The organism is Novosphingobium sp. 9 (assembly GCF_025340265.1).
In the GTDB taxonomy this organism is placed as follows: Bacteria; Pseudomonadota; Alphaproteobacteria; order Sphingomonadales; family Sphingomonadaceae; genus Novosphingobium.
This window is the reverse complement of record NZ_CP022707.1, coordinates 1,672,548-1,699,089: the sequence shown is the minus strand read 5'-3', so window position 1 is coordinate 1,699,089 and position 26,542 is coordinate 1,672,548. Positions and strand designations below refer to the sequence as shown.

General features: G+C 66.1%; 23 protein-coding genes and 3 pseudogenes. 8 read left to right on the top strand and 18 right to left on the bottom strand.

Annotated elements, in window-relative coordinates; genetic code table 11:
* Nucleotides 1-2: 2 nt before the first annotated feature.
* The 5 genes and pseudogenes from CI805_RS08515 to CI805_RS08495 all read right to left on the bottom strand — a co-directional run bounded on the left by CI805_RS08515 (nucleotide 3) and on the right by CI805_RS08495 (nucleotide 5,698).
* A pseudogene (locus CI805_RS08515) lies at nucleotides 3-2,269 on the bottom strand (ribonuclease R family protein).
* Nucleotides 2,270-2,435: 166 nt separating this feature from the next.
* Nucleotides 2,436-3,032, bottom strand: a complete 597-nt coding sequence (locus CI805_RS08510; RefSeq protein WP_260921845.1) for a DUF805 domain-containing protein — start codon at nucleotides 3,030-3,032, stop codon at nucleotides 2,436-2,438.
* Between the two features lie 42 nt (nucleotides 3,033-3,074).
* Entirely contained in the window at nucleotides 3,075-4,613 is a 1,539-nt protein-coding gene (gene proS, locus CI805_RS08505; RefSeq protein ID WP_260927872.1) for a proline--tRNA ligase, read from the bottom strand.
* A gap of 236 nt (nucleotides 4,614-4,849) precedes the next feature.
* Entirely contained in the window at nucleotides 4,850-5,413 is a 564-nt protein-coding gene (gene phaR / locus CI805_RS08500; RefSeq protein WP_260921843.1) for a polyhydroxyalkanoate synthesis repressor PhaR, read from the bottom strand.
* A gap of 153 nt (nucleotides 5,414-5,566) precedes the next feature.
* Nucleotides 5,567-5,698 (bottom strand): hypothetical protein, encoded by a 132-nt coding sequence (locus tag CI805_RS08495; protein ID WP_260921839.1) that lies wholly within the window; start codon nucleotides 5,696-5,698, stop codon nucleotides 5,567-5,569.
* 50 nt (nucleotides 5,699-5,748) lie between these two features.
* Between CI805_RS08495 and CI805_RS08490 the strand changes: the two genes are divergently transcribed.
* Nucleotides 5,749-5,961: a hypothetical protein gene (locus CI805_RS08490; RefSeq protein ID WP_260921835.1), complete on the top strand. Its 213-nt coding sequence runs from the start codon at nucleotides 5,749-5,751 to the stop codon at nucleotides 5,959-5,961.
* 15 nt (nucleotides 5,962-5,976) lie between these two features.
* Here CI805_RS08490 and CI805_RS08485 read toward each other — a convergent pair whose 3' ends face one another.
* Both CI805_RS08485 and radA read right to left on the bottom strand, forming a co-directional pair.
* A complete protein-coding gene (locus CI805_RS08485; protein ID WP_260921833.1) occupies nucleotides 5,977-6,522 on the bottom strand; it encodes a CvpA family protein in 546 nt (181 codons plus the stop codon).
* 12 nt (nucleotides 6,523-6,534) lie between these two features.
* Entirely contained in the window at nucleotides 6,535-7,920 is a 1,386-nt protein-coding gene (gene radA / locus CI805_RS08480; protein ID WP_260921830.1) for a DNA repair protein RadA, read from the bottom strand.
* Between the two features lie 70 nt (nucleotides 7,921-7,990).
* On the opposite strand from radA, the gene CI805_RS08475 reads away from it, so the two are divergent.
* On the top strand, nucleotides 7,991-10,318 hold the full coding sequence (locus CI805_RS08475) for a patatin-like protein (protein ID WP_260921825.1): 2,328 nt from the start codon (nucleotides 7,991-7,993) through the stop codon (nucleotides 10,316-10,318).
* A gap of 4 nt (nucleotides 10,319-10,322) precedes the next feature.
* Here CI805_RS08475 and dnaJ read toward each other — a convergent pair.
* Together dnaJ and dnaK are read right to left on the bottom strand one after the other, a co-directional pair.
* Nucleotides 10,323-11,470: pseudogene (gene dnaJ / locus CI805_RS08470) on the bottom strand (molecular chaperone DnaJ).
* A gap of 84 nt (nucleotides 11,471-11,554) precedes the next feature.
* Complete coding sequence (dnaK, locus tag CI805_RS08465; RefSeq protein WP_260921822.1) at nucleotides 11,555-13,465, bottom strand: molecular chaperone DnaK; 1,911 nt, start codon at nucleotides 13,463-13,465, stop codon at nucleotides 11,555-11,557.
* Nucleotides 13,466-13,658: 193 nt separating this feature from the next.
* On the opposite strand from dnaK, the gene CI805_RS08460 reads away from it, so the two are divergent.
* The gene (locus CI805_RS08460) at nucleotides 13,659-14,255 is read left to right on the top strand and encodes a copper chaperone PCu(A)C (RefSeq protein ID WP_260921821.1); all 597 of its coding nucleotides are present in this window, start codon (nucleotides 13,659-13,661) and stop codon (nucleotides 14,253-14,255) included.
* Nucleotides 14,256-14,319: 64 nt separating this feature from the next.
* Here CI805_RS08460 and CI805_RS08455 read toward each other — a convergent pair whose 3' ends face one another.
* Nucleotides 14,320-15,552 (bottom strand): histidine-type phosphatase, encoded by a 1,233-nt coding sequence (locus tag CI805_RS08455; RefSeq protein ID WP_260921818.1) that lies wholly within the window; start codon nucleotides 15,550-15,552, stop codon nucleotides 14,320-14,322.
* Nucleotides 15,553-15,744: 192 nt separating this feature from the next.
* On the opposite strand from CI805_RS08455, the gene CI805_RS08450 reads away from it, so the two are divergent.
* Complete coding sequence (locus CI805_RS08450) at nucleotides 15,745-16,215, top strand: vgr related protein (RefSeq protein ID WP_260921815.1); 471 nt, start codon at nucleotides 15,745-15,747, stop codon at nucleotides 16,213-16,215.
* 420 nt (nucleotides 16,216-16,635) lie between these two features.
* Here CI805_RS08450 and CI805_RS08445 read toward each other — a convergent pair whose 3' ends face one another.
* The 3 genes from CI805_RS08445 to hrcA form a co-directional block, all read right to left on the bottom strand.
* Nucleotides 16,636-16,911: a hypothetical protein gene (locus tag CI805_RS08445; RefSeq protein WP_260921812.1), complete on the bottom strand. Its 276-nt coding sequence runs from the start codon at nucleotides 16,909-16,911 to the stop codon at nucleotides 16,636-16,638.
* A 158-nt stretch (nucleotides 16,912-17,069) separates the two neighbouring features.
* Nucleotides 17,070-17,636, bottom strand: coding sequence for a nucleotide exchange factor GrpE (gene grpE, locus CI805_RS08440; protein ID WP_260921808.1), 567 nt, complete (start codon nucleotides 17,634-17,636; stop codon nucleotides 17,070-17,072).
* Nucleotides 17,637-17,654: 18 nt separating this feature from the next.
* On the bottom strand, nucleotides 17,655-18,698 hold the full coding sequence (gene hrcA, locus CI805_RS08435; protein WP_260921805.1) for a heat-inducible transcriptional repressor HrcA: 1,044 nt from the start codon (nucleotides 18,696-18,698) through the stop codon (nucleotides 17,655-17,657).
* Nucleotides 18,699-18,815: 117 nt separating this feature from the next.
* On the opposite strand from hrcA, the gene rph reads away from it, so the two are divergent.
* Nucleotides 18,816-19,532 (top strand): ribonuclease PH, encoded by a 717-nt coding sequence (gene rph, locus CI805_RS08430; RefSeq protein ID WP_260921802.1) that lies wholly within the window; start codon nucleotides 18,816-18,818, stop codon nucleotides 19,530-19,532.
* A complete protein-coding gene (gene rdgB, locus CI805_RS08425; RefSeq protein ID WP_260921798.1) occupies nucleotides 19,529-20,164 on the top strand; it encodes an RdgB/HAM1 family non-canonical purine NTP pyrophosphatase in 636 nt (211 codons plus the stop codon). The genes rph and rdgB overlap by 4 nt, the downstream gene beginning before the upstream one ends.
* A 208-nt stretch (nucleotides 20,165-20,372) precedes the next feature.
* Here the strand turns inward: rdgB and CI805_RS08420 are convergent, their stop codons facing one another.
* The gene (locus CI805_RS08420) at nucleotides 20,373-20,924 is read right to left on the bottom strand and encodes a CAP domain-containing protein (RefSeq protein WP_260921796.1); all 552 of its coding nucleotides are present in this window, start codon (nucleotides 20,922-20,924) and stop codon (nucleotides 20,373-20,375) included.
* A gap of 86 nt (nucleotides 20,925-21,010) precedes the next feature.
* Here CI805_RS08420 and hemW point away from each other — a divergent pair, with 86 nt between their 5' ends.
* Both hemW and CI805_RS08410 read left to right on the top strand, forming a co-directional pair.
* A complete protein-coding gene (gene hemW, locus CI805_RS08415) occupies nucleotides 21,011-22,192 on the top strand; it encodes a radical SAM family heme chaperone HemW (RefSeq protein WP_260921793.1) in 1,182 nt (393 codons plus the stop codon).
* 26 nt (nucleotides 22,193-22,218) lie between these two features.
* The gene (locus tag CI805_RS08410; protein ID WP_260921790.1) at nucleotides 22,219-23,103 is read left to right on the top strand and encodes a tyrosine recombinase XerC; all 885 of its coding nucleotides are present in this window, start codon (nucleotides 22,219-22,221) and stop codon (nucleotides 23,101-23,103) included.
* Between the two features lie 6 nt (nucleotides 23,104-23,109).
* Here CI805_RS08410 and CI805_RS08405 read toward each other — a convergent pair whose 3' ends face one another.
* The 4 genes and pseudogenes from CI805_RS08405 to rsmI all read right to left on the bottom strand — a co-directional run bounded on the left by CI805_RS08405 (nucleotide 23,110) and on the right by rsmI (nucleotide 26,474).
* Nucleotides 23,110-23,733 carry a DedA family protein gene (locus CI805_RS08405; protein ID WP_260921788.1) on the bottom strand — a complete coding sequence of 208 codons (624 nt, stop codon included), beginning with the start codon at nucleotides 23,731-23,733 and terminating at the stop codon, nucleotides 23,110-23,112.
* Nucleotides 23,734-23,761: 28 nt separating this feature from the next.
* Complete coding sequence (gene gshB, locus CI805_RS08400; RefSeq protein WP_260921786.1) at nucleotides 23,762-24,748, bottom strand: glutathione synthase; 987 nt, start codon at nucleotides 24,746-24,748, stop codon at nucleotides 23,762-23,764.
* Nucleotides 24,749-25,288: 540 nt separating this feature from the next.
* Nucleotides 25,289-25,651 carry a YraN family protein gene (locus CI805_RS08395; protein WP_260921785.1) on the bottom strand — a complete coding sequence of 121 codons (363 nt, stop codon included), beginning with the start codon at nucleotides 25,649-25,651 and terminating at the stop codon, nucleotides 25,289-25,291.
* Nucleotides 25,648-26,474, bottom strand: a pseudogene (gene rsmI, locus CI805_RS08390) (16S rRNA (cytidine(1402)-2'-O)-methyltransferase). Before rsmI ends, CI805_RS08395 begins: the two are co-directional and overlap by 4 nt.
* Nucleotides 26,475-26,542 lie beyond the last annotated feature (68 nt).

Here is a 26,542-nt window from a genome sequence, read left to right as displayed (position 1 = left end):
GCTTATTTCTTTTTGCGCCCTTGATGGCGAATATTTGCCGGGCGTCCGCGCTGGCCGACCGTGTGACCGCCCTGCTTTCTGAAGGTGCCCTTGTGCTTGATCGGCTTGCCGCCCTGCGGGCGACCGCGCGGCTCGATCCGGCCACCGCCTACCTCCAGTTCGTACTTCAGCGAACCGGTCAGCGGATTGGCCTCGGCCAGTCGCAGCCGCAGGATCTGGCCGACGGAATAGGTCGTGCCCGTCTGCTCGCCTTCCAGCACCTGCGCCTTTTCATCGAAGGAGAAGCGCTCGTCGCCCAGCGTCGACACCGGCACCAGCCCGTCGCCGCCAAGGCCGACGATGGTCGCGAAGAAGCCGAACTTCTGGACGCCGGTGATGCGCGTGTCGAACACCTCGCCCACGCGGCCCGCCAGCCACGCCGCGACATAGCGGTCAATCGTCTCGCGCTCGGCCATCATCGCGCGGCGCTCGGCCTGGCTGATCGCATCGGTGATCCGCGTGAGGTCGGTCCGGTCGCGATCGGCAAGGCCTGACAGCGCGGGCAGATCGCTCTTGGGCGCGGGCTGCTCCAGCCCATAGGCATCGACCAACGCACGATGGACCAGAAGGTCGGCATAGCGGCGGATCGGCGAGGTGAAGTGCGCGTAGGAGCCAAGCGCCAGACCGAAGTGCCCTTCGTTGCGCGGGCCGTAATAGGCCTGCGTCTGGCTGCGCAGCACCGCTTCCATGATCAGCGCCTTCTCGGTCTCGTCACTGATGTCCTTCATCATGCGATTGAACAGGCCCGGCGTGATGACCTGCCCCATCGCCAGCTTCTTGCCGAAGGTGGCGAGGTAGTCCTTGAGCGCCATCAGCTTCTCGCGACTCGGCGTCTCGTGGATGCGATAGACCACGGGCGCGACCTTGGCTTCCAGCGCCTTGGCCGCCGCAACGTTGGCCGCGATCATGAAATCCTCGACCACGCGGTGCGCATCGAGCCGCTCGCGCAGCGCGATCTCGGTGATGCGGCCCTGCTCGTCCAGCTTCACCCGGCGCTCGGGCAGTTCGAGTTCGAGCGGATCGCGCGCCTCGCGCGCCTTGGCCAGCAGCTTCCAGCAGGCCCACAGGTCTTGGAGATGCCCAGGCGCCTCGCCCGCATCGATGCGGCGCTGGGCCTCCTCATAGGCGATAACTTCGTCGATGCGCACGATGGCGCGGGTGAAGCGCCATTCGGTGACGCGGCCCTGTGCATCGACCTTCATGTGGCAGGCCATTGCCGCACGGTCCTCGCCGCTGCGCAGCGAGCAGACATCGGCGCTGAGCACTTCGGGCAGCATTGGCACGACACGGTCGGGGAAGTAGACCGAGTTGCCGCGCCGCCGCGCCTCGCCGTCGATCGCGCCGCCGGGGCGCACGAAGAACGACACATCAGCGATGGCGACAAGCGCCTCGAAACCGCCATTGCCATCGGGCTTGGCACAGATCGCATCGTCATGGTCGCGCGCGTCGGAAGGGTCGATGGCGACGATCGGCAGGTGGCGCAGATCCTCGCGCTTCTCGTGGCTCAGGGGCAACTTCGCCGCGCGCTCGGCCTCGGCCAGCGTCTCTTCGGAGAAGTGGTTGGGAATGCCGTGCTTGTGGATCGCGATCAGGCTGAACGCCTTGGGCGCCAGCGGCTCACCCAGACGCTCGGTGACTTTCACCGAGGCACGCACCGAACGCCCGACCGGTTCGGCCAGCACCAGTTCGCCCGCCTCGGCCCCGCCCATGTCGGAAATCAGCGAGGAATTGCGGATGCGCTTGTCGACCGGGGCCAGCCACGCCTTGCCCTGACTGTCGATCTCGATCACGCCCAGCATCTGCTCGGCGCGCAGTTCCAGCTTCTTCATCGGCCAGGCGCGCCAGCCGGTTTCGCTCTCCTCGGTGCGCGACAGCACCCGGTCGCCCTTGCGCAGCGCCGAGCCGCGCGGGCCGCTTTTCGGTCCCTTCTCGACCAGACGGATACGCGGCGGCGGGTTGCGTCCTCGGGCGTCCAGGTATCGGGAATGGCGATGGCCTCGCCCTCGTCGATATCGACGACGCGCAGCACGGTGACGCGCGGCACGCCGCCCATGCGGTGATAGGCGGTGCGCCGGCCGTCGATCAGGCCTTCCTCGGCCATGTCCTTGAGCAGCGCCTTGAGCTGGATCTTCTCCGAACCCTGAAGGCCGAAATGCTTGGAAATCTCGCGCTTGCCTGCCGGTTCCGCCGAGTTCTGGATGAACTCCAGTATCTGCTCGCGCGAGGGCATGCCCGGCGCGGGGCGCGCGGGCGCGGAACGCTTGGATGCAGGACGGTTGAGCGAGAGACGATCGGAGCCGGGACGGTTTTTGGGAGCCATGACCCTGCCATGCCCCCTGCACCGCGCAATTACAATGGCCCGGCCAATTCAGCCCCTGCGCGGCACACCTTCGCGGTCAGAGGTGATCAGGCTCCGGACCATAGCGGTTGTCGCCATCGCTCGACGGCCAGACGCCGAACACCACGACGATCAGCAGCGGCAGCCAGCCCAGCGCACCTTGCGCCGCGAACTTGGCCTGATGAGCCTTTATGGACGCCTGCATCGCCACCGGATCTTCCGGCGTCAGGTGCGACATGTAGCTGACCATCTCGCCGATCATGCCGATGGTCAGGATTGCAGTTGCGCTCTGCAGCAGCACCACGATGGCAGTGATCCAGCCCGGCTTGCCCGAATCGTGAAGCCGCCGCGTGAACGACGCCGAGACGAGCAACGTCATCACCAGCGACAGCACGGCAGAGCCCCACATGGAGACGCGCATCATGCCCGCCATCCGGCCGAACATCGCATGCTGGATAGCCACCTGATCGGTCCCCTTGCTGGCGGCATGGAAGGCATCGACCGCCATCATGCCGCCTGCCACCATCGACAGGCCCATCGAGACGACGACCTGCACGATCACCAGAAACAGGATGTAGAACCAGAAGGTGGAGCGCGAGTCCCGTCCCGAAAACCGGGTCAGGTTGGCGAGATTATAGCGAATAGCCTCGAACACGCGCGCTCCCCCTCAAGCTGTCAGTCTTCCGTAAGATCAACCTTAGTACGATCGGGCAACATATATCCGCTCGACCGCCTCACGTCCCGTGAAAATGCATTCACCGGCAACGGGTTCGCCCACCAGCGGGGTGTTGCGGATGGTCAGCTTCAGTTCCTTCAGGCGCTTGACCACGCCTTCCAGATCCTCACCGGTCGGCCGCGCCCAGACCACTTCGGCCCAGCCGGGATAGCGCTTGTCTTCGGAGAAAAACGCGGCCAGCTCGTCGAAGGTCGAAACCTTGGTGATGTTCGCATCGCGGCGCGCCAGCGCCTCGGCATGGAGCGAGGCCTGAATGTCTTCCAGCTCCGCTGCGGCACGGGCGACGAAATCGTCCTTCGCCAGCGCCTCGAAATTGGCCTTGGCCGCCTCGTTCCACAACCTGTCGCGGCGCAGCATCGAGACCTGACCGCCTGCGGCATCGCGACCGCCGATCTCCAGGATCAGCGGCACGCCTTTCTTCACCCAGGCCCAGCGCTTCTGCGTGGCCTTGCCCGGACGCTTGTCGAGCAGCACGCGTACCGGCTCGCCCAGCGCGAACTGCGACACCAGCGACTTGCGCAGGTCCTCACAGTAATCGAGCAGTGCCGCATCCTCGTCGTTGTCGCGCAGCATCGGCAGGATGATGATCTGCTGCGGCGCAATCGCGGGCGGCACGCGCAGGCCGTCGTCGTCGCCATGGACCATGATGACACCGCCGACCATGCGGGTGGAGGTGCCCCAACTGGTGGTGTGCGCGAACTGCTGCTGGCCTTCCTTGTCCTGATACTGGATGCCCGCCGCCTTGGCGAACCCGGTGCCGAGATAGTGCGAGGTGCCCGCCTGCAGCGCCTTGCCGTCCTGCATCATCGCCTCGATCGAATAGGTCGCGACGGCACCGGGGAAGCGCTCGTTCTCGGGCTTTTCACCGGTCGTGACCGGCATCGCCAGCACGTTCTCGGAAAATTCGCGGTACATTTCGAGCGCGCGCAGCGTTTCCTTCAGCGCATCCTCGCGATCGGCATGGGCGGTGTGCCCTTCCTGCCAGAGGAACTCGCTGGTGCGCAGGAACATGCGCGTGCGCATTTCCCAGCGGACCACGTTGGCCCACTGGTTGACCATCAGCGGCAGGTCGCGCCACGATTGCACCCAGCGCGCCATCGCCTGACCGATCACCGTCTCCGAAGTGGGACGCACGATCAGCGGCTCTTCCAGCTTGGCTTCGGGATCGGGCACCAGCCCGCCCTTGCCGTCGCCGATCAGGCGGTGATGGGTGACGACCGCCATTTCCTTGGCGAAACCATCGACGTGCTCGGCTTCCTTGGCGAAGTAGGACAGCGGAATGAACAGCGGGAAGTAGCAGTTGTCGACACCGGCGGCCTTGATCCGGTCATCCATCAGGCGCTGCATGCGCTCCCAGATGCCGTAGCCCCACGGCTTGATGACCATGCAACCGCGAACGCCCGATTCCTCGGCCATTTCAGCCTCGGAGATGACTTCCTGGAACCACTGGGCGAAATCGTCCTCGCGCTTGATCGTGAGGGCGTGTCGGATGGCGGGCACTTGCGGCTCTTCCTGCTTGGGCGCGCGCCGGACCTCCCGGCGCGCTTCATCCCGCGATGCACTAGGACCAATCGACATTCAGCCCTGACTGCCTGCAAATGGCGATTTCCCGAGCTTCCGGTGCTCACGTACAAAAAAAGTACGCTGCGCTCCGGGTCTCGAAAAATCACCATTTTCGGCTCGTCATCTTCTGAATATCGATCGACCCTAACATGCGGGAGCGTCTGCGCTGGCCCTTATTTACCCAGCGCGTCAAGCCTCTTCTGGATTTCGGCCATCTGATCGCGCAGTGCGGAAAGGTCGGAGGGCGACTCTTCCGCAGCGGTAGCAGGCTTCGCCTCGGGCACTTCGGCCCCCGGCATGAAGGCCGAGGCCGCGGCCTTGAACATCGCCATATTCTGTTCCGCCAGCTTGGCGAGCGGGTTGTTACCCATGCTGTCCCCGAAGGCCTTGCTCAGCTTGGCCTGGTTGGCGCGGAAGTTCTCCATCGACGCCTCAAGGTAGTGCGGGATCAGCGACTGCATGGAATTGCCATACATTGCAATGAGTTCGCGCAGGAAGTTGACCGGGAGCATCTGCTCGCCATGGGCCTCTTCCTCCATGATGATCTGGGTCAGGATCGTATGGGTGATGTCCACGCCGGACTTGGCATCCAGCACCTTGTAGTCGATCCCCTCACGCGTCATCTTCGCGAGGTGTTCCAGCGTGATGTAGCTGGAGGTGCGGGTATTGTAGAGCCGCCTGTTGGCGTACTTCTTGATGATGACCGTACCGTCGTCGCTCTTGTCCGCCTTGGTCATGGCTGATCCTCTATCCTCTAGAGATCACACGGTATCATTCCACGTTATCGCGGCGCAACCGCTTTTGCTGCGCAGCAACACAACGAAATCACACCGTTTCGGTGAGAGCGACTGAAACGGACAGAATCGGGGTAAAAACGGACAGAAATCGACCTAGGCGAGAATGTCGAGCGCTGCGTCCCACACCAGCATGACGGCCCCGTGCCGCGCGGGATAATCGCGCGCCGCCGCAATCGCATCGAGGCCCGGCCATTCGGGAAGCGCGCCCTCCCCGCCAGCCAGCACCGCATCGCCTGCGCGGTCTGCCGGATCGTTTGCGCATCCATGCCCGCCGCATGCTGCGCGAAGATCGCCGCCGAAGCCTGCCCGATCGCGCAGGCCTGGCAGCGCAGACCCACCCGCGCGATCCGCCCTTCGCCGTCCAACGCCATCCCGAGTTCAAGCGTACTGCCGCAGCTTTTCGAACGGGCACTGGCGCGCAGCGGCACGCCATCGTCGAGCGGATGCTCGAACAGCACCATCGCAAGGCCGAGCACTTCGGGGTGTAGAGCACCGTCGCCATGTCAGTCGGCGCTGGCCGTACCCGCTTCGGTGTCGCTGCCCTCGCCCGAGGTCATCGCGTGGTGACGGTCCGAGATCATCTTCACCACCGCGCGGCTGCTGGCGTCGATGAAGGGATAGGTCCGCGCATCGACCATCCAGTCCGGACGGCCCTTCACCCCCCAGATCGTATCGTAGCCCAGCACCACTACCGAGAAGCCGAGCACGACCACGATCATGCCCTTGAGCGCGCCGAAGCCGAAGCCGAGCACGCGGTCGATGGGACCGAGCACCGAGGCGCGGCTGCGCTTGCCTGCCCAGCGCGCGACAAGGCGGACGATCAGGTAGGGCACCAGCAGCAGGATCGCGAAAGCCAGCACCGCTGCCGCCGAAGAACTCGACACATGCGATTCGAGCATCCGCGTCAGCGGCGTGTGGAGCCCCCTGATCGCCAGAATCGCAAAGATCCAGGCTGCAAGAGCAAGTATTTCCTGCACGAAACCGCGCAAGAAACCGATTATCGCGCCGATCCCGACGACAAGCAGGACGACAATATCAAAGCCAGTCATTTGCAGGCGAAACTAGGCTTCGCCGATGATCCGGTCAACGAGATTGGGCAGCATCGTCACCGCACGGTAGGTGATCTTGCCATCCGGCTCCGGCCCGCCTGCCGGACCAACCGCCCGCCCGAAACCGAGTTTCGCCGATTCGCGCTGGCGAATGGAGGAATGCGCGACAGGGCGCACCTCGCCCGCCAGCGAGACTTCACCGAACCATACCGCATCGCGCGGCAACGGCCTTTCGGACAGTGCCGAGATCAGCGCGGCGGCCACCGCAAGGTCCGCCGCCGGATCGGCCAGTCGATAGCCGCCCGAGACGTTGAGATAGACTTCCGCGCTGGAGAAATTCAGCCCGCAGCGCGCCTCCAGCACCGCCAGCAGCATCGCCATGCGCCCCGAGTCCCAGCCGACGACCGCACGGCGCGGCGTCGCGCCACTCTGCAACCGCACGATCAGCGCCTGAATCTCGACCAGTACGGGGCGCGTGCCTTCCATCGCCGGGAACACCGCACTGCCCGCCAGAGGCTCGTCCCGCCCGGAGAGGAACAGCAGCGAGGGATTGCCTACTTCGGCAAGGCCGTCGCCTTCCATCGCGAAGACGCCGATCTCGTCCACCGGGCCAAAGCGGTTCTTGAGCGAACGCAGGATGCGGTATTGATGGCTGCGCTCTCCCTCGAAGCTCATCACCACGTCGACCATGTGTTCGAGCACACGCGGCCCGGCGATATTGCCGTCCTTGGTGACATGGCCGACCAGCAGCAGCGTGACGCCGTTCTCCTTGGCATAGCGGATCAGTTCGAAGGCACAGCCGCGCACCTGGCTGACCGTGCCGGGGGCACCCTCGATCTGGTCCGAATGCATCGTCTGGATCGAATCGATGACGAGGATCGAGGGCGGCTCCATCATCCCCAGCGTCGTCAGGATATCGCGCACGGAGGTTGCCGCCGCCATCTGGATCGGCGCGTCGGAAAGCCCAAGCCGCGCCGCGCGCAGCCGCACCTGCCCCGAGGCTTCCTCGCCGCTGACGTAGACCGCCTGTCGCGGGCTGCCTTTCGCCGCGCCCTCGCGCGCCATGTGCGCGGAGACCTGCAACAGCAGCGTGGACTTGCCGATGCCCGGATCGCCGCCCATCAGGATCGCCGAGCCGGGAACGAGGCCGCCACCCAGCGCCCGGTCGAACTCGGCAAGGCCACTGGCGCGGCGCACCGGCATCTCGCCCGGCTGGTCGAGCGGCGTGAACAGGATCGGCCGCCCGCCCGAGGACAGATCGTGCTTGGAGGAAAACACCGTCTGCGGTGCCTCTTCGGCCAGCGTGTTCCACTCGCCACAATCCGGGCACTGCCCCTGCCAGCGGGTGGAGACGCCGCCGCAGGCGGTGCAGACATATCGACGCTTGGGTTTGGCCATGCGGCGGGCGTAACCGGAACAGATGCGGAACGCAATTGCCTTTTCCCCGTATGATCCCCATGCTTGGATTATGCGGCAGAAAGAACTGCGAATAGCTCTGGTTTGCTACGGCGGCGTCAGCCTGGCCGTCTACATGCACGGCGTGACCAAGGAACTGTGGCACGCCCTGCGCGCCAGCCAGACGCACTGGTCGGGCGAGGAACCGGAGGCCGGTGTCGCCGGGGTCTATCACCGCCTGCTGGCTGCCGTGAGCGAGCGTGGCCTGCGCCTCAAGGTGATGGCCGATATCGTGACCGGCGCCAGCGCGGGCGGGGTGAACTCGGTGCTGCTGGCGCAGGCGATCCACACCGGCCAGTCGCTCGATCCGCTGACCGCGCTGTGGCTCGAAGGAGCCGATGTCGACGAACTGCTGGACCCTGCGGCCAAGCCCGGCTCGGACCTTGCCAAGTTCTGGGCGCGCCCGCTGATCGAATATCTGCTGCGCCGCCCCGGCAATGCGGTGAGCGAGACGGTCGCCCCCGAAACGCGCACCGAAGTGCGCCAGAAGCTTTCCCGCCTCGTACGCTCGCGCTGGTTCGAGCCGCCGTTCGGGGGGACGCGCTTTTCAGGCCTCATGCTGCGCGCGCTTCAGGGGATGGCCGAAGGGCCGATCGGCCCGCCGCTGCTGCCCGAGCGTCATCCGCTGGACCTGTTCGTGACCGCCACCGATTTCAACGGCCATCTCGAAACGCTGCGCCTCAATTCGCCCCGCCTCGTGCGCGAGAGCGAGCACCGCGTCGGCATCGAGTTCCATGTCGGCAGGCGCGGCGCGGCGGCGGGCGAGACGGCAAGCCTTGCCCCGATCGTCGAACTGATCTTTGCCGCGCGCGCCACATCGGCGTTTCCGGGGGCCTTCCCGCCGCTGTCGCTGGCCGAGATGGACAGCTTTGCAAAAGAGCACGAACTTGACTGGCCCGAGCGCGAGGCCTTCCTGCGCCGCATCCTGCCCGAGCATGCGCGCGCGGGCGATCTAGACCGGGTGGCGCTGATCGACGGCTCGGTGCTGGTCAACGCTCCTTTCGCCGAGGCTCTGAAGGCGCTGCGCAACCGCCCCGCCGCGCGCGAGGTGGACCGCCGCGTCGTCTATATCGACCCGCTGCCCGAACGGCACAGCGCGCTGATCGAGGACAGCGAGGAACTGCCCGGCTTCTTTCAGGTGATCTTCGGCGCGCTCTCCTCGATCCCGCGCGAGCAGCCGATCCGTGACAACCTCGATGCCATCGAGCGCACCTCGCGCGAGCAGGCGCAGTTGCAGCGCATCGTGCAGGCGCTGCGCCCCGAAGTGGAAGACACCGTCGCGCGGCTGTTCGGCAACACGCTGTTCCTCGACCGCCCCACCCCGCGCCGCATCGCCGCCTGGCGCGAGAAGGCGCACGGCCGGGCGATGGAACAGGCAGGCTATGCCTGGCACGGCTATGCCCAGCTCAAGTTCGCCTCGGTCGTCGCGCAACTGGGCCAGCTGATCGAGCGGCTGCTCCCTCGCGAGAACAACCCCGGCGCGATCGTGATCGCCGATCATCTGATGGTGCATCTGAAAGCCAGCGGCCTCGATCACAGCGAAGCGCTGCGCGGCAAGGGGACGCCGGAGATGGCCGCATTCCTGCGGGCGCACGACCTGCCCTATCGCATCCGCCGCCTGCGCCTGCTCGCCCGGCGGCTGGCGCAGGACTGGGACTTCGACGAAACGGTGAGCGAGGCCGAGCGCGAAACCGCGCGCACGCTGATCTATCAGGCCCTCGCGATCTATCAGGAGAAGGAGCGCCTCTCGGTGCTGGGTCAAGACCTGTGCGAGACGGCTGGCCACGTTTTCGCGGAACCCGGCGCGGTGCTCGATGCCATCGCTGCCGCGCGCGAATTGATCGCCACCGATGAGCGCGTAGATACGATGCTGGCCGAAGCCATGGCCGACATGCCGCAACCGCTGCGCCGCAAGCTGCTGCTGACCTACCTCGGCTTCCCGTTTTACGACACGGTAACGCTGCCACTGCTGCGCGGGGAAGGACTGACCGAGTTTGATCCGATCAAGGTCGATCGCATCTCACCCGAGGACTGCCGCAGCCTGATGTCCGAAGATGGGGAGAGCCCGCTGCGCGGTGCCGAGTTCTATCGCTTCGGCGCCTTCTTCAGCCGCGCCTATCGTGAGAACGATTACCTGTGGGGCCGCCTCCACGGCGCCGAGCGCACCATCGACCTGATCGCCTCGACACTGGAGGACGACAGCGCCCTGCCCCCCGCCGATCTGGCAAAGTTCAAGCGCGAAGCCTTCGCGGCCATTCTGGAGGAGGAAGACGGACGGCTGTGCGCGGACCCCTCGCTGATCGAGAGCATCCGCGCACGCCTGTCTGACAGTAAGCCCTGACCCGTTACTCGGTCAGGTCGTTCCAGGCGTCCTTGATCCGGTCGAAGAAGCCCTTGGACTGGGGCATTCGTCGCCGGTTTCGGTCGACTGGAGTTCGCGGATCAGTTCCTTCTGGCGCGCGGAAAGGCGCGTGGGCGTTTCCACCGCGATCTCGATCACCATGTCGCCGCGGCCACGGCCCTGCAGCACGGGCATGCCCGCACCGCGCTTGCGCAGCTGCTTGCCCGACTGGATGCCCGCCGGAATGTCGAGCGTGATGCGGTCGCCATCAATGCCGGGAATCTCCACCGCACCGCCCAGCGCCGCCGTGGTGAAGGTGATCGGCACGCGCGTCGAAAGCGTGGTGCTCTCGCGCTCGAACACCTTGTGGCGCTTCACATGCAGGAAGATATAGAGATCGCCCGGAGGCGCGCCGAACGGTCCGGCCTCACCCTTGCCCGAAAGGCGGATGCGGGTGCCCGAATCGACGCCCGGCGGGATCGTCACGTCCAGCTTCTGCGGACGATCGACCCGGCCTTCGCCACCGCAGGCGCGGCACGGCTTCTCGATCACTTCGCCCCGGCCATGGCAGGTCGGGCAGGCCCGCTCCACCACGAAGAAGCCCTGCTGCGCACGGACCTTTCCGTGGCCGCCGCACATGTTGCAGGTGCGCTTGCCGGTGCCGGGCTCGGCGCCCGAACCGTGGCAGGGCTCGCACGATTGCGAGACTTCGATCTCGATCTGGGTGTCCTTGCCGTGGAAGGCTTCTTCCAGGCTGATTTCCATATCGTAGCGAAGGTCCGCACCGCGACGCGCCTGCTGGCGTCCGCCTCCGCCACCGCCGCCAAAGGCGCTGCCGAAGATCGATTCGAAGATGTCGCCGATATCGCCGAAGTCGGCGCCGCCGCCCATACCGCCGGGGCCACCGCCACCCATGCCCTGCTGGAATGCGGCATGACCATAACGATCATAGGCCGCGCGCTTTTGCGGGTCCTTGAGGCAATCGTAAGCCTCGGAAATCTGCTTGAACTTCGCCTCGGCGGCGGCATCGCCCGGATTCTTGTCCGGGTGCCAGCGCATGGCGAGCTTGCGGTACGACGACTTGATGATCTTGTCGTCGGCGGTCCGCTCCACCTCGAGCAGTTCGTAATAGTCTATTTCGGTTGCTGACACGTCGTTTATCCCCTGGGGAATAACCTAAGCGCCACCGATGCGAATTGCACCGGTGGCGCCCGTGGTTTTCATCAGGACTCTGGATCAGCCCTTGGTTTCGTCGACTTCCGAGAACTCGGCATCGACCACATCGTCGTCGGCCTTGGGCGCGTCGGCACCCGGAGCCGCAGCCGAAGCCTGCTCCTTCTCGTAGATCGCCTGACCCATCTTCATGGCAACTTCGGTGAGCGCCTGGGCCTTGGCATTGATCTCGGCAGCATCGTCGCCTTCGAGCGCGGTCTTGGTCGCGGCAATCGCGGCCTCTACTTCACCCTTGAGCGAAGCATCAACCTTGTCGCCGTTCTCGGCCAGCTGCTGCTCGGTCGCGTGGACGAGGCTGTCAGCCTGGTTGCGGGCTTCTGCCGATTCGCGACGCTTCTTGTCCTCTTCGGCGAACTTCTCGGCATCCTTGACCATCTGGTCGATGTCGGAGTCCGAAAGACCACCCGAGGCCTGGATGCGGATCTGCTGTTCCTTGCCGGTGCCCTTGTCCTTGGCGGACACGTTCACGAGGCCGTTGGCGTCGATGTCGAAGGTCACTTCGATCTGCGGCACGCCGCGACGGGCCGAGGGAATGCCGACGAGGTCGAACTGGCCGAGCAGCTTGTTGTCCTGCGCCATCTCGCGCTCGCCCTGGAACACGCGGATCGTCACCGCCTGCTGGTTGTCCTCGGCGGTCGAGTAGACCTGGCTCTTCTTGGTCGGGATCGTCGTGTTGCGGTCGATCATCTTGGTCATGATGCCACCGAGAGTCTCGATGCCCAGCGACAGCGGGGTCACGTCGAGCAGCAGCACGTCCTTGACGTCACCCTGCAGCACGCCGGCTTGGATCGCCGCGCCCATGGCGACGACTTCGTCCGGGTTCACGCCGGTGTGCGGTTCCTTGCCGAAGAACTCCTTCACGACGTCGCGCACCTTGGGCATGCGGGTCATGCCGCCCACGAGCACGACTTCGTCGATCTCCGAAGCCGAGATACCGGCATCGGCCAGCGCCTTCTTGCACGGATCGATGGTGCGCTTGATGAGGTCGGCAACCATCTTTTCGAGGTCCGAACGCGTCACCGTCTCGACGAGGTGCAGCGGGGTGGTGGCGCCGCCTTCCATGCGCGCGGTGATGAAGGGCAGGTTGATCTCGGTCGAAGCGGTGCTCGACAGCTCGATCTTGGCCTTCTCGGCAGCTTCCTTCAGACGCTGCAGCGCGAGCTTGTCGGTCTTCAAGTCCAGGCCTTCCTTGGCCTTGAACTTGTCGGCCAGCCACTCGACCAGCTTGGTGTCGAAGTCTTCACCGCCCAGGAACGTGTCGCCGTTGGTCGACTTCACCTCGAACACGCCGTCGCCGATCTCGAGGATCGAGACGTCGAAAGTGCCGCCACCAAGGTCGTAGACCGCGATGGTCTTGCCGTCCTGCTTGTCGAGGCCATAGGCCAGCGCAGCCGCGGTCGGCTCGTTGATGATGCGCAGGACTTCGAGGCCGGCGATCTGGCCTGCGTCCTTGGTCGCCTGACGCTGGGCGTCGTTGAAGTACGCGGGAACAGTGATGACCGCCTGCGTAACCGTTTCACCGAGGTACGATTCGGCGGTTTCCTTCATCTTCTGAAGGATGAAGGCCGAAACCTGCGACGGGCTGTAGTCTTCGCCGCCGGCCTGCACCCACGCATCGCCGTTCTTGCCACGGGTGATGGTGTAGGGAACCAGCTCGGTGTCCTTCTTGGTCACCGGGTCGTCGAAGCGGCGGCCGATCAGGCGCTTCACCGCGAAAATCGTGTTGTCGCCGTTCGTCACGGCCTGGCGCTTTGCCGGCTGCCCGATCAGGCGCTCACCATCCTTGGTGAAAGCGACGATCGAGGGCGTCGTGCGGGCGCCTTCTGCATTTTCGATAACCTTGGGCTTGCCGCCGTCCATGACGGCGATGCAGCTGTTGGTGGTGCCAAGGTCGATACCAATTACTTTTGCCATTATCCCCATTCCTCACGTCAGTGGGTGACACCGCCCGGATCGCCTCCCGCAAAAGCGGCAAGACGCGTTGCGCGGCTCGGTGACGTTCAAGTCGTCGAACCGGCATATAGGTGCGGTTTTTGTTGGAACAAGCCCGATGCGCTGGCATTACCGCGCTCTATTTGAAACACTCTGGCGGGAGGAGCCCAAACCCATGAACATGCGCCATCACATTCGCGCTGCCGCGCTGGTTGCGGGCACCGCGCTGGCCTGCCTTGCGCTTTCGGGCTGCGAAAAGGCCAATACACCCACGGTGGAAGACAGCGCAGCCGCGCATGACAGCGCCTCGGGTAATCCGGTCGCTGTGCCGGGGCCTGACGCAAAGCCCGGCATTTCCGCCCGCAACGGCAGGCTGATACTCGCACCTGTCGCAGGCAATCCGGCTGCCGCCTACTTCACCGTGCGCAACGGCGGGACGAAGACGGCAGAACTGGTGAGCGTCCACATCGATGGCGCCAGTCAGGCGATGATGCACACGACCGACGGCGGCACGATGAAGATGCTGGACGAGGTGAAGCTCGATCCCGGCGCCGAAGTCAGCTTCGCGCCGGGCAAGATGCACGTCATGGTCTTCGGCCTGCCGAAAGACACCAAGGCAGGCACCAGCGTCGAGATGACGCTGACCTTCTCGGACGGCGACAAGCTCTCGATGCCGCTGCGCGTTCAGGCGATGGGCTCCGGCATGGATCCAGGCATGGCCGAGGCAACCGGCATGGGCGGCCCCGGTGACATGAATGGGATGCATCACTGACAAGCAATCACTGACAGGCGAAAGGCCGGAAGCGCAATGCTTCCGGCCTTTCTCATACCTAACGTCAGCTCTTCAGCAGCGCCGCGAACTGTTCGGGCGTACACAGTCCCGGATGGCTGGGCACCTTGCACGAGGCAGGGACCAGCGCGGGGTGATAGAGCCGCCCCGGCGCGCGCGGATTGCGAATTTGCTCCAGCGATTGCGCGCGGTAGGACAGGCGGATGAACTGCGCACCGCTGGCATCGTGCAGGCTCTCGATCACGATCGCCCCGCCCGGAACCGGATCGTCGGTGGCCACGCCCGGCACTTTCCAGTGAACGCCCAGCAGCCCGCCCAGATTGCCGACATTGCCGTCATGACCGGAAATGAAGGTGATCTTCGCAGGACCGGTGAGCCCTTCCATCACGATCGGCGCGAGGCCGGAGAAGCTCGCCTGCGCCACCGGACGCAGCCGCGCCATCAGCGAATATTCCAGCGCATGGAACGCCGAGAGGTCGGTCACGTCCTGCGCCGTCGCGCGGCCCCAGCCCACATCGGCCATCGGCTTGCCATCGGCATATTCCAGCAGCAGCGCCTGCCCCATGGTCGAGGCATAGTCGAGCGCGCCGGTCAGCTTGGGCTTCGAGGTCGGCGTGGTCCACTTCACGCCGGTCGGCTTCTGACGAACTCCGCAAGCGTCACCGCCGTCGGGCCCGCACAGGATCGCATCGACGCGGGCCAGCAGCGGGGCATAGCGCGCCTCCAGAGCCGCCACGCCGCCAGAACCCAGCGCCGTCTTCAGCGCCGCATCGCTGCGCGCCACATCGAACGTCGCGCCGTTGCCGATGGGCGAGAAGCGCGGATCGGTGACGTCCTGCGGCTTGTGATCGCTCGGCAGCTTGCAGCCCGGCGCCACGGCCCCCAGCCACGCCGCCGCCGTGGCGATAGTCCGCTGGTCGCTGTCAGCCACCGTGCGCACGGTTCCCGGCTTCGGGCAGCCCGAGGCAGGCAGCAGACCGGCGGCGCGCAAGGCCTTGCCGTCGCTGGCGCCCAGCCGCGCGATGGCATCGGTGCCGTGCGGCGTCAGCCAGCCGAACGCGACCGGCCACGAGGGCCAGTCCTGCGCGGCCATGCCTTCGGGCAGCGCCGGGTTCTTCGTCGGCGGCCGCACGCCATGGCGCTGGACCAGCACGACATGATCGACGGTCAGCGCAGGCGCCGCACTCGCCTTTGCAGGCGCAGCCATCGAGGGCGACGAAACCGTTCCCAGCAGCCCGAGGGCGAGCAGCGGAAGCGAGCGGAGCGGAAATCGGTTCAAGCGATGAGGCCTTTTCTGTTCGGACCGGGTGACAGCAAGCACAGGACCATCGTGCTGTCACGCGGCCCGCAAGGGAGCGACAGGCTCCCGTGGCAACGTATCATGACAGTTTTGTGATACTCGCTGCCGATAACGAGAGCGGTTACAATTTTAACAGGCCTTCCCCTGACCGACGTGATAGCGATCCCGGTCATGTCATCCCCCGATCCCGCCTCCACACCCCGCCCGCTGACGCAGGCCGAGCGCGCCCTCGCCGCGCCGGTGTTTCGCGGCGCGCTGGACCTCGATGCGGCGCGGATCGTGCGCAGGCGCTGGTGGCCGCTCCAGCCGCGCAACGTGGTGATGACCCCGCGCGGCTGCATCCACATCGCCCCGAACGCGCCCTTCGCGTGCGACTGCTTCGCCTCGCAGCGGCTATCCCTGCAGGCCTTGCTGATCCACGAACTGGTGCACGTCTGGCAGCACCAGCAGGGCGTCAACCTCCTGCTGCGCCGCATGCCGTGGAGCCGCTACGACTACGCGATCAAGCCCGGCTGGACGCTGGAGCGCTACGGCATCGAGCAGCAGGCGATGATCGTCGAGCACGTCTTCACCCTGCGCCACGGCGGTCGGGTTCCGGGGGCGCCGCCGCTGGAGACGTTGGAGAGCATCCTGCCGTTCTAGGGCTGTGGGGGCGGAGGCGGGTGGTCTGCAAGCGCCCCACGGTGGACATATCTCTCTCCTCTTCAGGGGAGAGATACGAAGGCTTGGCAGCTTGCTGCCTAGCCGTAGTTGAGAGGGGTTAGGTCGCGCGCTCCCCTCTCCCAACCCTCTCCCCTGAAGGAGAGAGGGCTATGACCGCTCCCCACCCTTCTTCGTCATTCCCGCGAAGGCGGGAATCCAGTCGCAACCTTGCGATGAAGGACACCTTCGCGCCTGCCCGCTAATATTCCCGCAGCGGCGCAATCTTGCGAGCGATCTCGGGTGCGAAGCGCTGCGCAGACTGGATTCCCGCTTTCGCGGGAATGACGAAGGTTTGTGCATTTTATCCTTTCAAAAAGGATATTAACGCGCGTTCTTCACGTCACTTGTAAGCTTGCCGGATCAGCAGTTGCGATCCCAGTAGCGGCGGCCGTCGTTATCGTAGCGATAGCAGCCGTGATCGTCCTTCTGTTTGGTCGAGCCCGCCAGGGCGCCCGCCGCCGCCCCGATCGCCGCGCCCGTGCCGACATTGCCGCCGGTCAGTGCGCCGACACCGGCGCCGACTGCGCCGCCCGCCACCGCGCCCTCGCCCGCATAGTTGTGCGCGCAGCCTGCCAAGCTCCCGGTTATGCACAGCGCACCTGCCGCTAGCAGCGGCAAAAGGATCGTCTTTTTCATTGTCGCTCTCCGCTTGGTTCCCGGTCGTCGTGCCGGATGTCATGCCGATTCAACGGCGCGGGTGAGCTTGCGGTTCCCGAAACGCAAAATGCCGGACGCCGGGCGGGACACTCCCGCCAGACGCCCGGCATCGCAATCCGGCGAACCGATAGAGCGCGTCAGTCCGGCTTCTTGGCCACCGCGACCATGGCGGGGCGCAGCAGGCGGTCCTTGATCATGTAGCCGGCCTGCAGTTCCTGGATGATCGTGCCCGGCTCGGCATCGGCGCTGGGCATCTCGATCATCGCCTGATGCTGGTTGGGATCGAGCGGCATGCCCATCGCGGCGATGCGGGTGATGCCGTGCGAAGCAAACACCTTGTCGATCTCACGCGAGGTCGCCTCAATGCCTGAGACGATGACCTTGAGCGATTCGTCTTCACGCTTGTCGGCGGGGATCGCGCTCAGCGCGCGAGACAGGTTGTCCGACACCGAGAGGATATCGCGGGCAAAGCCGGTCGCGGCATAGGCGCGGGCATCGGCGATGTCCTTTTCCAGACGGCGGCGCACGTTCTGCGTTTCCGCGCGCGCATAGAGCACGTCCTGCTTGGCGGCATCGAGCTGTTCGCGCAGCGCGGCCAGTTCGCCTTCCGAAAGCGAGGCCTTGTCGATCATATCCTCGGGCACGCCCTTCAGCTCTTCGGCCACGGCAGTATCTTCGGGCGACGGGGTCTTATCGTCGGTCATGTGTTCTCTTGTTCCAAGCTATCCGATGAGCTTGCCCAGGCTCTGGGCAGTGAAGTCCACCATGGGGACGACGCGCGCGTAATTCAACCGCGTCGGGCCGATTACCCCCACAACGCCGACCACCCTGCCCTCGCGGTCGCGATAGGGCGAGGCGATCACCGAAGACCCCGAAAGCGCGAAAAGCCGGTTCTCCGAGCCGATGAAGATGCGCGTCGAGCGCGCCTCGCGCGCCACCGCCAGAAGATCGGCGACCGACTGCTTGTTCTCCAGATCGTCCAGCAGAGAGCGCACCCGCTCCAGATCGTGCAGCGCGCTTTCGTCGAGCAGGTTCGCCTGCCCGCGCACGATCAGCACCGGGCGTTCGAGCGTGTCCTGACTCCACACGGCAAGGCCCCGCTCGACCAGATCGCGGCTGGCGGCATCGAGTTCGGAGCGACCCGCCGCGATCTCGGCCAGCATCGCGCGCCCCGCTTCGGCGAGCGTGCGCCCGGCCAGCCGCGCGGTGACGAAGTTCGAGACTTCCACCAGTGCGCTCGGCGAGAGGCTTTCCGGCAGATCGACCAGCCGGTTCTCGACCGAACCGTCCTCGCCCACCAGCACCGCCAGCGCGCGGTCGGGCGCGAGCGGGACAAGCTGCAACTGGCGCAGGCGCGGCTCGCGACGCGGCACCATGACCACGCCTGCGCCCGATGACAGGTTCGACAGCATCGAACTGGCCGCCTCCAGCGCCTGCTCGATCGGCCCCGGCGAAGAGAGCCGCCGCTCGATCGCGGCGCGTTCCTCCGGCGTGGGCTCGGCCACCTGCATGATGCCGTCGACGAACAGCCTGAGGCCTGCCTCGGTCGGCAGGCGCCCCGCGCTGGTGTGCGGCGCGGCCAGCAAGCCCACCGATTCGAGTTCCGCCAGCACCGAGCGGATCGAGGCCGAGGACAGGTTCACCCCACCGGCGCCCGACAGCGCCTTCGAGCCCACCGGCGCGCCGGTATCTATGTAGCCTTCCACCACGAGACGGAAAATCTCTCGCGCGCGGTCGGTCAGTTCGGTGATCGTCGGTGTGGCCATACGCCCCACTATGGCGCCAAGCGCCTTGCATAGCCAAGCCCGATGCGCGAAGGGCGCTGTCGAATCCTGTCCAGCGTGACACATTCCTGTGCAACGACATCTAATCGAGGAATTCCCATGCGTCCTTCCGGCCGTTCGCCCGACGAAATGCGTACCATCGAGATCCAGACCGGCTTTACCAAGCATGCGGAAGGCTCGGTCCTGATCTCCTTCGGCGACACGCGCGTGCTCGTGACCGCCTCGGTCGAAGAGAAGGTTCCGCCGTTCCTGCGCGGCAAGGGCGAAGGCTGGGTGACCGCCGAATACTCGATGCTGCCGCGCGCCACGCATACCCGTGGCAGCCGCGAAGCCGCCAAGGGCAAGCAGTCTGGTCGCACGCAGGAAATCCAGCGTCTGATCGGCCGCAGCTTGCGCGCCGTGGTCGACATGAAGAAGCTGGGCGAGCGCCAGATCGTGCTCGACTGCGACGTGATCCAGGCTGACGGCGGCACCCGCACAGCCTCGATCTCGGGCGCATGGGTCGCGCTGCGCCTCGCGGTCGACAAGCTGATGGCCGAGGGCAAGATCAAGGAAGACCCGATCCTGGGCCGCGTCGCTGCCGTCTCCTGCGGCATCTGCAAGGGCACGCCGGTGCTCGACCTCGACTACATCGAGGACAGCGCCGCCGATGCCGACGCGAACTTCGTGCTGATCGAGGGCGGCCAGATCGCCGAGGTTCAGGCGACCGCCGAGGGCGCGACCTATGACGAGGAAGGCCTGCTGCGCCTGCTGCGTCTGGCCCGCATGGGCTGCGACGGCATCTTCGCCGCGCAGGCCAAGGCTGTCGGCCGGTGAGCAGCGTTCCCCGCCTCGGCAACGAACGTCTCGTCATCGCCACGCACAATGCGGGCAAGCTGCGCGAGATGTCAGCGCTGCTGGCCGCGCACGGTGTGGACTGCGTTTCCGCAGGCGACCTCGGCCTGCCCGAGCCCGAGGAGACCGGCACCACCTTCATCGAGAACGCGCTGCTGAAAGCCCACGCTGCCGCCAAGGCTGCGAACCTTCCCGCGCTGGCCGATGACAGCGGCCTGTCGGTCGTCGCGCTGGGCGGACGCCCCGGCGTCTACACTGCCGACTGGGCCGAGCGGCAGTGGTTCGAGGGCGACAAGGGCCGCGACTGGTACATGGCCATGGGCAAGGTCGAGGGGCTGCTGTGCGAACAGGGCGCCGAGGTCGACCGTTCGTGCTGGTTCACCAGCGTGCTCGCCATCGCCTGGCCGGACGGCTCGGAAGCGGTCTACGAAGGCCGTGCGATGGGATCGTTCACCTGGCCGCCGCGTGGCAAGATGGGCTTTGGCTACGATCCGGCGTTCATCCCTGAAGGCTTCGACCGCACCTTCGCCGAGCTGGAACTGTCGGAAAAGCAGGCGATCAGCCACCGCGCCGACGCTTTCCGCAAGCTCGTGGCCGAACAGTTCCCCGGTTGATCTGATCCGAACAGATTACAGCGGGCCGCTTTCCTTGTCGGGGAGCGGCCCGTTTTACTGGTTATCCGGGCCGCTCGACATTCAGATGATGACGTGACGAAAATGGTGGGACTTCGAGACCCGGAGCGCAGCGTACTCAAAGTACGTGAGCACCGGAAGCTCGGAGAACCGCCATTTGCAGGCCGTCAGGGCTGAATGTCGAGTGGGCCTATCCGACCCGCTCGCCCACGATATTGCCGAGCGGGGCATAGCGGCACACCAGCCAGTCTGTCCCGCCCCGGCTGACGAGCGCGCAGCCGACCTCGGTGGTATCCGGCCAGATCATCTGCGTGTAGTGCGCCACCTCTTCCCACTGTCCATCGCGCGCGACGCGGGGGAATACGCCGGGGCGGAAATCGCGCTTCTCGTCGATGAAGTGCCCCATCATCTCTTCCAGCGTATAGGCACCCGCCGTGCCCTTCCACAGGTTCTCGCCCTCGCCCGGACGCGCGGCGTTGGCGGAATGCTCGAAGCGGTTCGCACTGGCGAGCTGCTGGGCATAGCGCTGGGCGTGATCGGCCAGCACCGGGTTCCACACCAGCGGCGCAAGGCCCTGCCGCGCGCGTTCGGTATTGTGGGCGCGCAGCAACCTTGCGGCAAAATCGGTGCGGTTGTCAGTAGGTGCGCCGTACCACGGCTCGATCTCGCGCCGCGCCCCCGGCCCCGCGCAAGCGGCGGCAAGGAGGGAAATCAGCGCGGCTACTCGGTGCTTGGTACGCATCTTTTCTTCTTCTACGTGTGCTCTTGCCGGTGCGACCCTGGGCGAGAGCTCTTGACTTCAACCAGCATTGCAGGCCTTGGGATGCCATGGCGCGCGCGCTCTATATCCATTGGCCCTTCTGTCTCGCCAAGTGCCCGTACTGCGACTTCAACAGTCATGTGCGGGACAAGGTGGAGCATGAACACTGGAAAACCGCTTTGGTTTCCGAGATGCGGCGCGAGCGCGAGATCTCGGGCCATGACGGCGCGCTGTCGTCGATCTTCTTCGGCGGCGGCACCCCGTCGCTGATGCCGCCCGCGCTCGTCTCGCACCTGATCGACACCGCGCAGGACCTGTGGGGTTTCGCGCCCGACATCGAGATCACGCTGGAGGGCAATCCCTCCTCGATCGAGGCGGCGAACTACACCGCGCTCGCCAGCGCCGGGATCAACCGCGTGTCGCTGGGCGTGCAGGCGCTCGATGACGAGACGCTGCGCTTCCTTGGCCGCCTGCACGATGCGCGCGAGGCCCTCGACGCGCTCGAAATCGCGCAAGGCCTGTTCTCGCGCGTCAGTTTCGACCTGATCTACGCCCGCCCCGGCCAGACGCTGGACGGCTGGCGCGCCGAACTGGAGCAGGCGCTGGCCTATGGCACCGGCCACCTCTCGCTCTACCAGCTGACGATCGAGCCGGGCACGCGGTTCGAGACGATGGTGCGCAAAGGCCAGTTCGCCCCGCTCGACGAGGATGCCTGCGCCGACATGTTCGCCCTCACCCGCGAGATGACGGCGAACGCGGGGCTTCCCGCCTACGAGATCAGCAATCACGCCCGACCCGGCGAGGAAAGCCGCCACAACCTCACCTACTGGCGCTATCAGGACTATTGCGGGATCGGCCCCGGCGCGCATGGCCGTCGCGGAGGCGTGGCGACCACCCGCCATCGCAAGCCGGAGAACTGGCTGGATGCCGTGGCCGCACGCGGCGACGGGATCAACGAGACGCGCGACCTCGGCCTTCGCGAACAGGCGAGCGAAGCGATGCTGATGGGCCTGCGACTGGCCGAGGGCGTGAACCTCGCAGCGCTGTCCACCCGCTTCGGCCTGCCGCAAGAGGCCTTGCACGATCCCCGCAAGGTGGCGTTCTACGAAACGCAAGGGCTGCTCTGGCGGCAGGGCGAGGTGCTCGGCGTAACCGAGGCGGGCATGGCTCTGCTCGACGGACTGCTGGGCGAGATCGTACCAGCCGACCTCGTTGAAAGCGCCGATCTGGTCGAAAGCGGACTGTCCTGAACGCCCCCTCTCCCACGCGCGCCGACATGCTGGAGGCCTGGGGCAACCATCTCACCCATGCCCGGCGGCGCAGCCCGCATACCGTGCGCGCCTATGTCGCCACTGCCGCGCGGCTGCTCGATCATCTGGGAGAGACCGACTGGGCGCGCCTTGCAACGCTCGAAAGCGGCGCACTGCGCGAGCAACTGGCCGCACGGCGACAGGCCGGGATCGGCAATGTTTCTGCCGCGCGCGAGCTTTCGGCACTCAAGGCTTTCCTCGGCTTCGCGCGCGAACAGGCGGGGGCATCGCACGCCGCCCCGCCGCGCCTGCGTGCGCCGCGCGTCAAGAAGGGCTTGCCCCGCCCGGTCACGCCCGACGAGGCGGTGAACCTTGCCGCCACGGTGGATGAGGACGCGAGCGCTCCGTGGATCGGCGCACGGGATCGCGCGGTGCTGCTGCTGCTCTACGGCGCGGGCCTGCGCATCGCCGAGGCGCTTTCCCTCAAAGGCGGCGACGCGCCGCTGGGCGAGACGCTCGTCGTGACCGGCAAGGGCGGCAAGCAGCGCATGGTGCCGATCCTGCCGATCGTGCGCGCCGGGGTGGAGGAATACCGCGCCAGATGCCCTTGGCCGCTGGACCGCGACGCCCCGCTGTTTCGCGGCGCACGCGGCGGCGCTCTGGCGCAGGGGATGGTACAGCGCGCGATGGCACGGGCGCGGGGCGTGCTCGGCCTGCCCGCCAGCGCGACGCCGCATGCGCTGCGCCACAGCTTCGCCACGCATCTGCTGGGCGCGGGCGCGGACTTGCGCTCGTTGCAGGACCTGCTGGGCCACGCCAGCCTCGGCTCGACGCAGATCTATACGAAAGTGGACGCGGCCACACTGCTCGACGTTTACCGCAACGCGCATCCACGTGAGGGTAACTCGTAAAGGCGGTTATCCCGGCTCGCGCGCCACGCGCGCCCGGCGCGGACGCCAGCGCAGCACGCGCCACAGATACCACACCACACCTGCGACGCCGCCCGCGATCGCGCCCCAGGTGATCCACTTGTCGGCCTGTGCGAAGCTGTGTCCCAGCCACTGCCCGCCCAGAATCAGCAGCGTGTTCCAGATGCCCGCGCCGAGGAAGGTATAAACGATGAACTTCCAGTGGCTCATGTGCGCCAGCCCCGCCGGAAGCGAGATCGTGGTGCGGAACATGGGCATGAAGCGCATGATGAAGACCACCCACTGGCCATGCGCGCGCATGAAGTGGCCGGCCTTCTCGATATCCTCCCACTCCAGCGTCACCCAGCGCTCCCAGCGCACGATCAGGGGTTTCAGGCGCTCGAAGCCGAGGCGGTCGGCGATCAGGAACAGGATGTAGTTTCCGGCGGTGGCGCCCACGGTGCCTGCGAACAGCAGCGGCGTGAAGCTCATCGTCCCGCGCGCCAGCGCCAGCCCGCCAATGCCCATGATCAGCTCGGAGGGGATCGGCGGAAACAGGTTCTCGAGCATCATCAGAAAGGCGATGCCCCAGTACCCTCCGGCCTGAACGAAATGCACCACCCAGTCGTTCACTCAACACCCTCCTGCGGGCACGCAGCCCTTACATCGCTGCGTGCCGGACCTCGATAGCATCCCAGATGCGCGCAGCCGTGTCGGTTCCGTTGAACCGGTCGATAGCCACGATGCCCGTAGGCGATGTCACGTTGATTTCGGTGAGCCATTTTCCGCCGATCACGTCGATACCCACGAAAACCAGCCCCCGCGCCTTGAGTTCCGGCCCCATCGCCGCGCAGATCTCTTCTTCGGTCGAAGTGAGTGTCGCCGCTTCCGCCGACCCGCCGACGGCAAGGTTCGAGCGGAACTCGCCCTCGCCCGGCTTGCGGTTGATCGCGCCTGCGAACTCGCCATCGACCAGCACGATGCGCTTGTCGCCCTCGGCCACGCCCGGAAGGAAGGGCTGGACCATGAACGGCTCGATCCAGGCGTTCTGGAACATCTCGATCAGCGCGCCCAGATTGCTGCCGTCGGCCGGCACGCGGAACACTGCCTTGCCGCCGTTGCCGTGGAGCGGCTTGATCACCAGATCGCCGCCGAAGCCCGCATTGACGTTGCGCTGCTGGAATTCGCGCACATCCTCGATCCGGCGCGCGACGAACGTGGGCGGCATGAAGCGCGCATAGTCGAGCACCATCACCTTCTCGGGCGCATTGCGCACCGAGGCGGGATCGTTGACCACCAGCGTGCGGCCTTCGAGCCGCTCCAGCAGGTGCGTGGCGGTGATGTAGCCAAGGTCGAACGGCGGGTCCTGCCGCATCAGCACCACGTCGATATCGGCGACCAGATCGATCAGGCGATAGTCGCCGCGCGTGAAGTGGGCGCCCGCCACGCGCTGCACCGTCACCGGCGCACCCCAGCAGGTCAGCCGCCCATTGGCGCCGAACGCGGCGTCATAGGCCAGCGTCTTGACGTCATAGTGGAACAGCTGATGCCCGCGCGCCTGCGCCGAGAGCATCAGCGCAAAGGACGAATCCCCGGCGATGTTCACGGTCTCGAGCGGGTCCATCTGGACGGCGATGCGAAGGGTCATGAAAAAGTCCGTTCCGGGCAGGGATTAGCTTTGCAGATTCTCGTGCGGCTTAGTCGGAATTGTGTGCGGTTGCGACCACTATTCGACACGGCGAGACGCGCAATCGTTCGATCCACGGTATCCGAAAACGCAAGTCGTGGGTGTTGGGCGCTGAATAACGCAAGATGGCGATTGTGTCGGACTTGGGAGGTTAGTTTCGGTCGCACCGGCCCACCCCGCTGCGACCAGGCTCGCTACGCTCTCCAGGTCTCGCTCCCCTCCCGCGGGCGGGAGTGGAAAGCAGTATTGCCCTCCCCCTCGGGAGGGCCGGAAGGCTTGGGAACGCAGTGACCTAGCCGGAAGGGGGTGGGCCAACCACAACGGTTGTTTGTCATAGCCCTCTCCCCTTCAGGGGAGAGGGTTGGGAGAGGGGAATGCGTGACCTAAACCCCTCTCAACTACGGCTAGGCAGCAAGCTGCCAAGCCTTCGTATCTCTCCCCTGAAGAGGAGAGAAGAATAGTCCGCTCGGGCGGCGCAACCCAAAACACCACACACCCCATCTAAACCCCCGGCTGCCACACATTGACGATCCGGCGCGGCCATGTGCCGGGGGAGACCAGCACTACGTCGATGCGCTGGCTGTCGCCGGGGCGGGCGTGGCGCGGCAGCGCCGCTTCGGCGGCGGCGGCCACCCGGCGTAGGCGCCACGCGTCGATCACGGTGTCGAGCGATTCGGCGCGGGCGCGCCACTTCACCTCGACCGCCGCGACCACCGTGCCGCGCCGCACCACCAGATCGATTTCGCCGCGCGGGGTCTTCACCCGGCGCGCGAGCACGCGCCATCCGGTGAGCCGCAGATACCACGCCGCGATGCTCTCGCCGCGACGGCCCTGCCGCTCTGCCCGGATGCGCCTTTCGGTCATTTCAGTTCGAGCGCGCGTGCATAGAGCGTCTTGCGGTCGAGCCCGGTCGCCTTGGCAACGGCAGCGGCGGCCTGCGAGGCCTTGGCGAATTGCAGCTCGGTCAGCAGCAGCGCATCGACGTCGATCTCGCCCAGTGGCTCGTCGCCCGGTGGCGCGATCACCAGCGCGATCTCACCCTTCGGGGGATGCTGCGCGTAATGTGCGATCAACTCTGCGGGCAGCGCGGTGCGGCATTCCTCGAACTTCTTGGTGAGTTCGCGCGCCACCGCCACCTCGCGCCCCGGCAGGACTTCTGCAATCGCGGTGAGCGCAGCCTCCAGACGCGGGGACGTTTCGTAGAACACCAGCGTTGCGGGCACCTTGGCGAGTTCGCGCAGCACGTCCTCGCGCGCCTTGGCCTTGTTGGGCAGGAAGCCTGCGAACAGGAAGCGGTCGTTGGGCAGCCCCGAGAGCGTCATCGCCATCACCGCCGCATTGGCGCCCGGCAGGCTGGTGACGGCAATCCGCGCGCCCTGGCGTCACGCACCAGCCGATAGCCGGGATCGGAGATCAGCGGCGTGCCCGCATCGCTCACCAGCGCGACGGGTTCGCTCTGCATCAGGGCCAGCAGGCGTTCGCGGTCGCCCTCGCCCGCATGGTCGTCATAGCGAATCAGCTTCTGCTTGATTTCCAGGTGATGCAATAACTTACCGGTGACGCGCGTGTCCTCGCAGGCCACCGCAGAGACGCCTCGCAGCACCTCCACCGCGCGCAGGGTAATGTCGCCCAGGTTGCCAATCGGAGTGGCCACGATATAGAGGCCCGGCAAAAGAGAATGTTCCATGTCGCCATTCATGGCGAGGCCACGCGGGAGCGGCAAGCGATGTTCCACAGCCGATTGAACGGCACCCT